At 63.8% G+C, this 11,921-nt stretch carries 11 protein-coding genes; 5 read left to right on the top strand and 6 right to left on the bottom strand.

Features of this window, described 5'->3' with window-relative positions:
- Positions 1–20 precede the first annotated feature (20 nt).
- The 3 genes from AC1DWI_RS03470 (at position 21) to AC1DWI_RS03460 (ending at position 3,963) form a co-directional block, all read left to right on the top strand.
- Entirely contained in the window at positions 21–1,265 is a 1,245-nt protein-coding gene (locus tag AC1DWI_RS03470; protein ID WP_477724382.1) for an alpha-hydroxy acid oxidase, read from the top strand.
- A gap of 23 nt (positions 1,266–1,288) precedes the next feature.
- Entirely contained in the window at positions 1,289–2,737 is a 1,449-nt protein-coding gene (gene dbpA, locus AC1DWI_RS03465) for an ATP-dependent RNA helicase DbpA (protein ID WP_477724381.1), read from the top strand.
- 359 nt (positions 2,738–3,096) lie between these two features.
- A complete protein-coding gene (locus tag AC1DWI_RS03460; RefSeq protein ID WP_457281319.1) occupies positions 3,097–3,963 on the top strand; it encodes a transglutaminase-like domain-containing protein in 867 nt (288 codons plus the stop codon).
- Positions 3,964–3,984: 21 nt separating this feature from the next.
- Here AC1DWI_RS03460 and AC1DWI_RS03455 read toward each other — a convergent pair whose 3' ends face one another.
- Positions 3,985–4,632 (bottom strand): cysteine hydrolase family protein, encoded by a 648-nt coding sequence (locus tag AC1DWI_RS03455; RefSeq protein WP_477724380.1) that lies wholly within the window; start codon positions 4,630–4,632, stop codon positions 3,985–3,987.
- A gap of 145 nt (positions 4,633–4,777) precedes the next feature.
- On the opposite strand from AC1DWI_RS03455, the gene AC1DWI_RS03450 reads away from it, so the two are divergent.
- Positions 4,778–5,776, top strand: a complete 999-nt coding sequence (locus AC1DWI_RS03450; protein ID WP_477668928.1) for a GlxA family transcriptional regulator — start codon at positions 4,778–4,780, stop codon at positions 5,774–5,776.
- Between the two features lie 114 nt (positions 5,777–5,890).
- On the opposite strand, the gene AC1DWI_RS03445 is transcribed toward AC1DWI_RS03450, so the two are convergent.
- The 5 genes from AC1DWI_RS03445 to AC1DWI_RS03425 all read right to left on the bottom strand — a co-directional run bounded on the left by AC1DWI_RS03445 (position 5,891) and on the right by AC1DWI_RS03425 (position 10,677).
- Positions 5,891–6,871, bottom strand: coding sequence for a branched-chain amino acid ABC transporter permease (locus AC1DWI_RS03445; protein ID WP_477724379.1), 981 nt, complete (start codon positions 6,869–6,871; stop codon positions 5,891–5,893).
- A gap of 2 nt (positions 6,872–6,873) precedes the next feature.
- Entirely contained in the window at positions 6,874–7,758 is an 885-nt protein-coding gene (locus AC1DWI_RS03440) for a branched-chain amino acid ABC transporter permease (protein WP_457281315.1), read from the bottom strand.
- A gap of 172 nt (positions 7,759–7,930) precedes the next feature.
- Positions 7,931–9,124: an ABC transporter substrate-binding protein gene (locus tag AC1DWI_RS03435; RefSeq protein WP_477668595.1), complete on the bottom strand. Its 1,194-nt coding sequence runs from the start codon at positions 9,122–9,124 to the stop codon at positions 7,931–7,933.
- 74 nt (positions 9,125–9,198) lie between these two features.
- Positions 9,199–9,903, bottom strand: coding sequence for an ABC transporter ATP-binding protein (locus tag AC1DWI_RS03430; protein ID WP_477668594.1), 705 nt, complete (start codon positions 9,901–9,903; stop codon positions 9,199–9,201).
- Positions 9,904–10,677: an ABC transporter ATP-binding protein gene (locus AC1DWI_RS03425; RefSeq protein ID WP_477668593.1), complete on the bottom strand. Its 774-nt coding sequence runs from the start codon at positions 10,675–10,677 to the stop codon at positions 9,904–9,906.
- A 455-nt stretch (positions 10,678–11,132) separates the two neighbouring features.
- On the opposite strand from AC1DWI_RS03425, the gene AC1DWI_RS03420 reads away from it, so the two are divergent.
- On the top strand, positions 11,133–11,921 hold a 789-nt coding region (locus AC1DWI_RS03420), incomplete at its 3' end, for a hypothetical protein (protein WP_477724378.1).

The following is an 11,921-nucleotide window of genomic DNA, read 5'->3' as shown; positions in this document are numbered from 1 at the left end:
CTTCCGGGGCCGTGCCGAGGGTGACGCGCCTGTCGCCGGGAGCACGTCCCGCCGCGCCGCCGGGCTTGCGGAAATTCCTGTCGTTGCGGGATTTCGAGACAGGCGCCCGGCGCCACCTGCCGCGCCCGCTCTTTGAATACATCGCCGGCGGAGCGGAAGACTCGGCCTCGCTGCACGATAACCGCGCGGCATTCCTGGAGTTCGGTTTCGTCACGCGAGTACTGCGCAACGTGTCCGGCCGCAGCCAGGCGGTCGACCTTCTCGGTAGGCGCTACACATCACCGTTCGGTATCGCGCCTATGGGCATCAGTGCGCTCAGTGCGTATCGCGGCGACCTCGTGCAGGCCCGCGCAGCGGCGGCCGAGGGCGTGCCGATGATCATGAGCGGCTCCTCACTCATCCCGCTGGAAGAGGTGATGGCCGCCGCCCCGGAGACCTGGTTCCAGGCTTACCTGCCGGGCGAGACCGCCAAGATCGAGGCGTTGATCGACCGCGTCGACCGTGCGGGCGTCGAGACGCTCGTGCTGACGGTCGACACCGCCGTGCTCGCCAACCGCGAGAACAACATCCGTGCAGGCTTTTCCACGCCCCTGCGACCGGGCTTTCGCCTGGCGTGGGAGGGGCTCACCCACCCGCGCTGGACGATCGGCACCTTCCTGCGGACGCTCGTTATCCACGGCATGCCGCACTTCGAGAACTCGTACGCGACCCGTGGCGCTCCGATCCTCTCGTCGCAAGTGGCTCGTGACTTCGGCGCCAAGGACCACCTGGACTGGGAGCACCTGGCCCTCATTCGCCGCAAATGGAAGCGCACCCTGGTGGTCAAGGGCATCATGAACCACGAGGACGCACGCAAGGTGCGGGACATGGGCGCCGACGGCCTGATCGTGTCGAACCACGGCGGCCGCCAGCTCGATGGCACGGTCTCGCCGCTGCGCGTGCTGCCCGAGGTCGTCCGGGCGGTTGGCGCCGACTTCCCGGTCATGATGGATAGCGGCATCCGGCGCGGGACGGACGTCCTGAAGGCGCTCGCACTCGGCGCCAGGTTCGTGTTCGTGGGCCGCCCGTTCAACTATGCGGCCGCCGTCGCCGGCGAAGAGGGTGTGCGCCATGCAATCCGCATCCTGGCCGACGAAGTCCAGCGTGATCTGGGCCTGCTCGGGCTGACCTCCATTTCGGAAGTGCGCAGCGCACAGTTGCGCGACCTGGCACTCGCGAGGGGGGGTGACCATGGGCTGCAAATGCAGTCTGGTTCAGGCCGCTGAAGGCCCGGCACCGATAATGGGGGATGAGCTCCTCTCCTTCCCCTTCTTTCTCTTCTTCCGCCGGCAACACCGACTTCGCCAGCTTGCCGCTAAACGCGGCCGTTTTGGCCAACCTGCAGCAGCTCGGCTACCTCAGCATGACGCCCATCCAGGCCGCCAGCCTGCCGGTGGCGCTGCTGGGCAAAGACCTGATTGCCCAGGCCAAAACCGGCAGCGGCAAGACCGCCGCCTTTGCCATTCCCTTGCTGGCCAACCTCAATGCGCGGCGCTTTGCGGTGCAGGCCATGGTGCTTTGCCCCACGCGTGAGCTGGCCGACCAGGTGGCGACCGAGATCCGCCGTCTGGCGCGGGCCGAGGAAAACACCAAGGTGGTGGTGCTGTGTGGCGGTGTGCCGCTGCGCAACCAGACCGCCAGCCTGGAAAACGGCGCGCACATTGTGGTGGGTACGCCGGGCCGCATCATGGACCATCTGGCGCGCGGCAATTTGACCCTGGAAGCGCTGAACACCCTGGTGCTCGATGAGGCCGACCGCATGCTGGACATGGGATTCTTCGAGGACATCGTCACCGTCGCCAAGCAGTGCCCCAAAGAGCGGCAGACCCTGCTGTTCTCGGCAACCTATCCTGAAGGCATTGCCAAACTAAGCCAGCAGTTCATGAAGACGCCCCAAACCATCACCGTCCAGGCCCAGCATGAGAAGACCAAGATCCAGCAGCGCTGGTACCAGGTGCCCGACAGCGACCATGACGAAGCCCGCCTGGGCGCCGTTGCGCAGGTACTGCGGCATTTCCGCCCGGCCAGCACGCTGGCGTTCTGCAACACCAAGTCGCAGTGCCGCGCACTGGTGGCCTATTTGAAAGAGCAGGGTTTTAGCGCGCTGGCGCTGTTCGGCGAACTGGAGCAGCGCGAGCGCGACCAGGTGCTGGTGCAATTTGCCAACCGCAGTTGCTCGGTGCTGGTGGCCACCGATGTGGCCGCCCGCGGCCTGGACATTGCGCAGCTCGTGATGGTCATCAACGTCGRCGTGACGCCGGACGCCGAAGTGCACATTCACCGCATCGGCCGCACTGGCCGCGCTGATGAAGAGGGCTGGGCCATCAGCCTGGCGAGCATGGACGAGATGGGTTATGTCGGGAAAATCGAGGTGCTGCAAAAGGCTGAATCCGAATGGCACAAACTGACCGAGCTGACGCCGGCCAGCAATGAACCGTTGCTACCGCCCATGGTGACGCTGCAGATTGTGGGGGGCCGCAAGGAAAAAATCCGCGCCGGCGACGTGCTGGGCGCGCTGACCGGCGAGGCCGGCTTCACGCGCGAGCAGGTCGGCAAGATCAACGTGAATGAGTTCTCCACCTATGTGGCGGTGGACCGCTCGATTGCCGCCGAAGCCCTGCACAAGCTGTCCACCGGGCGGGTCAAGGGCAAAAGCGTGAAGGTGCGGCTGCTGGATGACGAACCTGAAGGCCGTTGACCCGAATTTGCAAGAAAAATCTGCCTCCAGCCCATATCTGACGGGCGCAAGCAGCTATTGAATTAATAGCAAATGAAGAGCTGGGTCATGCCGGCAGCCCTGACATGTAGGCGCCCATGCCACCCGCAAGCCGGACACCACGTATTCATGGCGGGCGCCAAAGCCGCAAACCGCCGCAAATCGCCGGTATCCGCCTCGAAGAGGTCCACAATGACCGGTACACCAGATCAGCGCGCTTTTGCGCAGGTGCCCGCCTGCGGCGAGCGCCACGCTGAGAGGCTCCCTTTATTGATTGACGATTTGCGCGGCGGCAGGCTTGCTCCAGGCCTGCTCCTTGCGCAACGGCAAGGAAAGAATCCATGGTCAGGCTCCAGTTTTCCGTCGAACTCAACTACGACGTCGCGCCTCCGGGCGGCGACTTCATCTTCAACGTCCACGCGGCGCACACGCAGCAGCAAATCGTGCAGGCCGAAAACCTGCAGGTCAGCCAGCCGGTGCCCTTCACCATCGACACCGACCCGGCGAGCCGCAACCGCTACCTGCGCCTGCAGGCCCAGCCCGGCCCACTGAGCGTGCGCTATGAAGCCACCGTAGACATTTACCACTACACAGCGGCTCCCGGTGAGCTGGGCGAGGTGCCGGTCTGCCAGCTTCCCGGTGCCGTGCTGCCCTACATCTACCCGAGCCGCTACTGCCAGTCCGACCGGCTGCAGAAGCTGGCCTCCAACGAGTTTGGCCATTTGCAGCAAGGCTACAGCCGGGCAGAGGCCATCTGCCAGTGGGTGCAGCAGCGCGTGAGTTTCGAGTCCAACAGCTCGCACGGCAGCACTTCCGCCATTGACACGGTGGTGGAGCGCGTCGGGGTTTGCCGCGACTTCGCGCATTTGATGATCGCGCTGTGCCGCGCTCTCAACCTGCCGGCGCGTTTTGCCACCGGCATTGACTACGGCGCCGACCCCGCGCTCGGCCCCACCGACTTCCATGCCTATGTCGAGGTCTACCTGGGTCACCGCTGGTACCTGTTCGATCCGTCAGGCACCGCCATTCCCATGGGCTTTGTGCGGTTCGCTACCGGCCGTGATGCGGCCGATGCCGCCTTTGCCATGTTGTTCGGCAGCGTCACGTCCAGCGCGCCCATCATCCACATCCAGGCTGTGCCGGATGGGTATGGGCAACTGGTCGTGCCGCAGCGCGTGAACCATGCGCTCTCGACTGACGGCCTCTGAGGGCCGACGCAAAGTTGCCTGTTACCGGCCGGCAATGGCCGCGCGGTTTGACGCGAGGACGTTGTTCTTCTCCAGCCGCCCGCCGGCCTGCACAGCGGCGATCCAGGCGTCGGTGGAGCCTGTGGCGGCAAAGCGCGAGTGAAACACCACGCTGAACACGCGGTGGATTTCTTCGGCGMTGGCCCGGCCGGCCTCGTTGGCATACGGCAGTGCGCCACTGGCATCCTGCAAAAACTCCACATGCAGGCCGCGGTGCGTGGCCTCAAAAATCGTGGAGGCGTCGCAGTTGTGCGTCATGTAGCCGACCACCGTCAGGGTGTCGATGCCGTGCGCTTCCAGCCAGGCCGCGAAGTCGGTGCCGGTGTAGACACTGGGCCAGGCTTTCTCGATGTAGTGGTCACGCGGACGGCTTGCCACAGTCTCGTGCAGCTCCCATGTGGGTGAATCTTTGGCGAACACGGGCGCTGCGGTCGACTCGCTGTGTTGCACCACGACGACCGGAATGCCCGCGGCGCGCGCCGCATCCATGGCGCGGCCGATGTTTGGCAAGGTCTTTTCCACCGGCGGGTATTCGATAAGCAGGCCGCCGCCGCTGAAATATTCCTTTTGCACGTCGATGACGACGAGGGCGCGGCGTGGTACTGCGGGCTTTGAGTTCTGGATGGCCATGTGTTTGCTCCTGCGGGTTGTTGCTGAATCAAGTGATCAACGGATGCTGATGGTGTGATTGTTGGGCGCGGCACGTTTTCCGGGAAGTGGCCCAATTGAAAATATTCGATAGAATCGGGCCATGTCGAAAAAAGCACTTCCACAGATGCCGGTCGTCGGCAAGTCACGCATCAAGTCACGCACCGCAAGCCAGCTCAGCACGGTCGCCGTGGTGGCGTTTGACGGCATCAGCCCATTTCACCTCTCCGTGCCGTGCATGGTGTTCGGCAATGATTTTTCAGGGCCCGATCTGCCGCGTTTCAGGTTGCTGGTGTGCGCCGAAACGCCGGGCAGTTTGCATACGACAGCGGGCTTCACCATTGCGGTAGAGCACAGCTTGAGCGTGCTGGCCAAGGCGCAGACCGTGGTGGTGCCGTCGTGGCGGGACCCGATGGAGCGGCCGTCCGAAGCCCTGCTCAAGGCTTTGCGTGCGGCGCACAGGCGCGGCGCGCGCATCGTCGGGCTGTGCCTGGGGGCTTTTGTGCTGGCCGAGGCCGGCTTGCTCGACGGCCGGCCCGCCGCCACGCACTGGGCGCTGGCGCCGGCTTTTGCCGAGCGCTATCCGCAGGTCATGTTGCAGCCCGATGTGCTGTATGTGGACGACGGTGATGTGCTGACCTCAGCGGGCACGGCTGCTGGCATTGACTGCTGCCTGCATCTGCTGCGCCGGGACTTCGGCGCCGAAGCTGCCAACCGTGTGGCGCGCCGCATGGTGGTGGCGCCGCAGCGGCAGGGCGGGCAAGCACAGTACGTGGAACAACCTCTCCCGGCCACAGGCTCCGACCACCGGCTGTCGGCCATCCTGGCGTGGGTGCAGGAAAACCTGCGCCAGCCCCACAGCCTCGACACGCTGGCGGCACGTGCCCTGATGAGCCGGCGCACCTTCACCCGGCACTTCCGGCAGATCACCGGCACCACCGTGGGCCAGTGGCTGACCAGCCTGCGCCTGGCGCTGGCGCAGCGGCAACTCGAATCAACCGACCGCTCAATGGAGCAGATTGCCCAGGACGCAGGGTTCGGCTCGGCGGTATCCCTGCGGCAGCACTTTGCGGCGACGCTTGGAACCTCGCCGTCGATGTACCGGCGCGAGTTCCGTGGCAACTGATTTTGAGGAAATGAGGCTGCTAGCCAATGGTGACGAGCGCAAGCGGCTATTAAAACAATAGCAACTGAAGGGCTTTAAAAGCAGCCGGACGGGACGGCCGCCTGGCCCTGCCGGTCAGGGTTTTGCCGAGGCAGCCTTGGCCGCGGCGCGGCGGCGTTCGAGGAAGGCCTGCAACTCACCGATCACACCCTTGCGGAAGGCCAGCACGCACAGCACAAAGATCGCGCCGATGATGACGGTGACCCAGGAGCCGACCTTGTCGGCCAGCAGGTTCTGCAGCGCGATCACGATGCCTGAACCCATGACCGGGCCGAAGAAAGTGCCGACGCCGCCCAGCAGGGTCATCAGGATGACTTCGCCCGACATGGACCAGTGCACGTCCGACAGCGTGGCAAAACCCATGACCAGGGTCTTCATCGAACCGGCCAGGCCGGCCAGCGCGGCCGATAGCACAAAGGCCAGCAGCTTGTAGCGGTCGACGTTGTAGCCCAGCGAGATGGCGCGGGGCTCGTTCTCGCGGATCATCTTGAGCACCTGGCCGAAGGGCGAGTGCACGATGCGCGAGATGAACAGGAAGCAGGCCACAAAAATCGCCACCACCACGTAATACAGCGAGATGTCGGATTCGAGCGGCAGCAGGCCGAACAGCTTGCCGCGTGGCACGCCCTGCAGGCCGTCTTCGCCGCCGGTAAAGCTCGCCTGCAGGCAGACGAAGTAGACCATCTGCGCAATCGCCAGCGTGATCATGGCGAAATAAATGCCCTGGCGGCGGATGGCCACCAGGCCGACCAGCAGGCCGATCAGCCCGRCCGCCACCGCGCCGGCCAGCAGAGCCAGTTCGGGTGTCCAGTTCTGCGACTTGATGAACCAGCCGGTGACATAAGCGGCAGAGCCGAAGAATGCGGCATGGCCGAACGAGAGCAGGCCGGTAAAACCCAGCAACAGATTGAAGGCGCAGGCGAAGAGCGCAAAGCAAAGCAGCTTCATCACAAACACCGGGTAGAGACCCAGGAAGGGCGCGGCCAGCGCAAAAGCCAGCAGGACGAGGTAAGTGATGCGCAGCATGTTGGCGGCTTTGGTGGAGAGGGCGCTCATGGTCAGGCTTCCTTTCCGAAGAGGCCGGCGGGCCGGAACATCAACACGATGACCATGATGACGAATACCACGATGTTGGACGCTTCAGGATAAAACACCCGGGTCAGGCCTTCGACGATGCCCAGGCCCAGGCCGGTGATGACCGAGCCGAGGATGGAGCCCATGCCGCCGATCACGACGACGGCAAAGACCACGATGATCAGGTTGGAGCCCATCAGCGGGTTGACCTGGATGATGGGTGCGGCCAGCACGCCGGCCAGGGCTGCCAGGGCGGCGCCCGCGCCGTAGGTCAGCATCACCATCATGGGGACGTTGATGCCAAAGGCCTGCACCAGCGGCGCGTTTTCGGTGCCGGCGCGCAGGTAGGCGCCCAGCCGGGTGCGTTCGATCAGGAACCAGGTGCCCAGGCAGACCACCAGCGACACCACCACCACCCAGGCGCGGTAAATCGGCAGGCGCATGAAGCCGAGGTCCATGGAGCCGGCCAGCAGGTCGGGCACGTTGTAGTTCTGGCCCGAGACACCGTAAATTTCACGGAAGACGCCCTCGAGCACCAGCGCCAGGCCGAAGGTCAGCAGCAGSCCGTAGAGCGGATCAAGCTTGTACAAGTGCTTGAGGAAGAGCCGTTCGATGATGACGCCGAGAATACCGACCGTCAGCGGCGCCAGCACCAGCGCGAACCAGTAATTCATGCCGAACTGGTCGAGCATGATCCAGGCGGCAAAAGCGCCCAGCATGTAGAGCGCACCGTGCGCAAAGTTGACGATGCCCAGCAGACCGAAAATCACCGCGAGCCCCAGGCTCAGCATGGCGTAGAAGGCGCCATTGACCAGGCCCAGCATCAGCTGGCCCATAAACGCTTGCAGGGGAATACCGAAAATTTCCATGGGAACCTGTCAGGACACCGATACCGTTACTTGTGGCGGGAGTGCAAGGGTTTTTCAAAGAAGCAGCCGGTCATTCTGCATTTCTGCGAAATGACCGGCTGGATCGAACCCTCGTTCTACCCCGCTTTTTGTTTTTTCGTCAGTTCAACGTTTGCGCAGTTGCAGTGATGCTTTACTTCTTGAGAGCCGAGCACTTGGATTCGGCCACCGTGGTGAAAGCCTGCTCGCCCGGCACCTTGGCGATGGTCTTGTAGTAGTCCCATGGCGTGCCCGAATCCTTGGAGCTCTTGACTTCGTACAGGTACATGTCGTGGATCATGCGGCCGTCGGCGCGGATCTGGCCCTTGTTGTAGAAGTCTTCGATCTTCATGCCCTTGAGCGTGCTCATGACCTTGTCGGAATCGGTCGTGCCGGCGGTCTGCACGGCCTTGAGGTAGCTCAGGGTGGCGGAGTAGTCGGCCGCCTGCAGGCTGGAAGGCATGCGCTTGTATTTATCGAAGAAGCGCTTGGCGAACTTGCGCGAGGCGTCGTCCTGGTTCCAGTACCAGCTGTCGGCCAGTTGCAGGCCTTCGGTGTTGGCCAGGCCCAGGGAGTGCACGTCGTTGATGAATACCAGCAGGCCGGCAACCTTCATGGTCTTGCCGATGCCGAATTCCTTTGCGGCCTTCATGGCGTTGGTGAAGTCGCCGCCAGCATTGGCCAGTGCCAGGATTTGCGCCTTGGAAGACTGCGCCTGCAGCAGGAAGGACGAGAAGTCCGAGGCGTTCAGCGGATGGCGGACGGTGCCGGCGACGGTGCCGCCGTTGGCCTTGACCACGGTGGAGGCATCCCCCTCGAGCGAGTAGCCGAAGGCGTAGTCGGCGGTCAGGAAGTACCAGCTCTTGTTGCCGGCCTTGACCAGCGCGGAACCGGCGACCTTGGCCAGCGAGACCGTGTCGTAGGCGTAGTGGACGGTGTAGGGCGAGCAGTCTTCATTGGTCAGGCGGGCCGAACCGGCGCCGATGACGAGGAAGGGTTTCTTCTTTTCGGTGGTGACCTTGGACATGGCCAGTGCCGTGCCGGAGTTGGTACCGCCAATCAGCATCTGCAGGCCGTCCTTGTCGATCCATTCACGTGCCTTGGACGACGCGACGTCGGCCTTGTTCTGGTGGTCGGCGCTCAGCACCTCGATGGGGCGGTTCAGGACCTTGCCGCCGAAATCCTGCACGGCCCACCTCAGCATTTCAGCGCCGGCGGGGCCGTCGATGTCGGCGTAAAGGCTGGACATGTCGGTGATGATGCCGATCTTGATCGGGCCAGTGTTCTGTGCGAAGGCTGCGCCTGTGAGGCCAAGGGCGAGTGCGGCAACAAGTGCTTTGAGTTTCATGATGTCTCCTGTTATGGAAGGGGTGAACTTGGGGGGAATCGAGGGGACTAAAAAAGGGTTCGGCATGCCCGGCGTCAGACGCCCAGGTATTCCTGCAGCATGCCCATGTTGCCGGCCAGCTCGTTTTGCGCAAACTGCTTGACGATGCGGCCGTGTTCCATGACGTAGAAGCGATCAGCCAGCGGCGCGGCGAAGCGGAAGTTCTGTTCCACCAGCACGATGGTGTAACCCTTGGCCTTGAGCGTGAGGATCATCTCTGCGAGTTTTTGCACGATGACGGGCGCCAGGCCTTCGGAAATTTCATCGAGCAGCAGGAGGCGCGCGCCGGTGCGCAAAATGCGCGCCACGGCCAGCATCTGCTGTTCGCCGCCAGACAGTCGCGTGCCGGGGCTGCTGGCGCGTTCCTTGAGGTTGGGAAACATTGCGTAGATTTCGTCCAGGCTCATCCCRCCGGGGGCTATGGTGGGCGGCAGCATCAGGTTTTCTTCGGCTGTCAGGCTGGCGAAAATGCCGCGCTCTTCGGGGCAGTAGCCCACGCCCAGACGCGCCACCTTGTGCGGCGCGAGCTTGATGGCTTCTTCGCCGTTGATCTTGATGGAGCCCTTGCGCGCACCCGTCATGCCGACGATGGCGCGCATGGTGGTGGTGCGCCCCGCGCCGTTGCGGCCCAGCAGTGTTACCACCTCGCCTTCGTTGACGGTGAGGTTCACGCCATGCAGGATGTGCGACTCGCCGTACCAGGCGTGCAGGTCTTCTATCTTGAGGAGCTCTTTGGTCATCTAGTGCGCCCCTTGAAGCTCGGTGTTCGCTGTGCCCATATAAGCTTCGATCACCAACGGATTCGCTGACACTTCGGCATATGGCCCGTCGGCAATGATGGCGCCGCGCTGCAGCACCGTGATGCGGTCGGCGATCGACGACACCACGTTCATGTTGTGCTCGACCATCAGGATGGTCCGGCCAGCCGAGACTTTTTTGATCAGCTGCGTCACGCGGTCCACGTCTTCGTGGCCCATGCCCTGCGTGGGTTCGTCCAGCAGCATCAGTTCGGGTTCCAGCGCCAGCGTGGTGGCGAGTTCGAGCGCACGCTTGCGGCCATAGGGCAGGTTCACGGTGAGCTCATCGGCGAAGTCGCTCAGGTCGACTTCGGCCAGCAGCTCGCGGGCACGGTCGTGGAGATGAAACAGCGTTTCTTCCGCTTTCCAGAAATGGAACGAGGTGCCGAGGTTGCGCTGCAAGGCGGCGCGCACGTTTTCCAGGACTGTCATGTGCGGGAAGACCGCAGAGATCTGGAATGACCGCACGATGCCGCGCCGCGCGGTCTGCGCGGGTTGCTCAAACGTAATGTCGTTGCCGTTGTAGACAATGCTTCCGCGCGTGGGGATGAGGAACTTCGTCAGCAGGTTGAAGAAAGTCGTCTTGCCGGCGCCGTTGGGCCCGATCAGCGCATGGATATGCCCGCGCTGGACTTTCAGGTCCACGTTGTTGACTGCCACGAACCCCTTGAATTCCTTGGTCAGCCCTCGTGTTTCGAGAATGAACTCCACTGACAAATTGGTTCTCCGGAAGATGGGTTGGATATCACGGGCGCAAGGTGCCGCGGCGGCTGATGCGGCAGCAGGCGCGAACCCGTGAAACACAGGTGGTCATCCTAGCCACCCACCCTCCGACGCGGTACCGGGTCAGACCCTTAAGTAGTTTTGCGTGATCTAAAGCCCCCACGCTCCCCACTTCGAGCCTACGGCGCGCTGCCCCTTTCCCTACGTATAGGGGCGCTGCGCCTGCGGCCCGGCAAAGCCGGTTCCGCGGCCCCTGCTTGATGAGGAGTGCCCCCTCCGGTAGGAAACCGGCGCCCGTATTGGCTTTTTTATTGCTCGCGGTTGCGGCCTGGGCCGCCTTCGCCGCGCTGGCCGCGCGGATTGGTTGCGTCGGCCTGGCGGGACGGTTTGTCTGGGGTGGCGTCGCGTTGTGACTGCTGTTGCTGCAATTGGTGTTGCCGCCGCTGTTGTTGTTCCTGGGCCTGGGCCTGGCGCTGCTGCTCCTGCTGCGCACGTTGTTGCTGTTGTTGCAAATGCTGCTGTTGTTGCAAATGTTGTTGTTGCTGCAGTTGCAGTTGCAGTTGCTGTTGCTGTTGCTGTTGCTGTTGCTGTTGCTGTTGCTGCTGCTGTTGCTGCTGCTGCTGCTGCTGTCTTTGCGCGGCCTGTTGCTGGCGGGTGTTTTCCTGGTCGCGCTGGGCCTGTTCGCGCAGGGCGCGCTGGCCTATGGATTCTTCACCGGAACGGCGCTGCTGTTCCAGCTGGGGACCCTGAAGCTTTTCCCGCTGTTCCTGTTGCTGGCTGCGACGAGCCTGTTCGGCGGCATGGCGGTCGGCGTTGGCGCGTGCATCGGCATTGGCATTGGCATTCGCAGCCTGGGCGCGTTCCTGCGCTTCCTGGCGGGCCCGCGTATCGCGCTGGGCTTGCTCGCGGAGGGCGCGCTGGCCTATGGCCTCTTCGCCCTGGCGGCGTTGCTGTTCCAGCTGGGGGCCTTGCAGGCGTTCTTTTTGCTCCTGCTGCTGGCGCTGCTGCTCGCGTTGAGCGCGCTGGCTGGCCTCGAGGGCGCTGCGGTCCGGTGCGGGCGAGGGCCGTGCGGCTGGCGCTGYGCCGACCGGCGCGGCGGGGGAAGCGGGAGCGGCGGCTTGTGGCCGGGCGTCGTGGTCCCTGCCGGCAGCGGGACCGGCGCGGTGCTCGTCCCGGTTGTTGTCATCGCGCCTGCCGTCCCGGCGATCATCCCTGCGGTCGCTGCGGCTGCTGACCAC

The organism is Polaromonas sp. P3_C2, assembly GCF_056402675.1.
The sequence above is the reverse complement of the archived record's forward strand: the minus strand, read 5'-3'. Positions and strand labels throughout refer to the sequence as shown.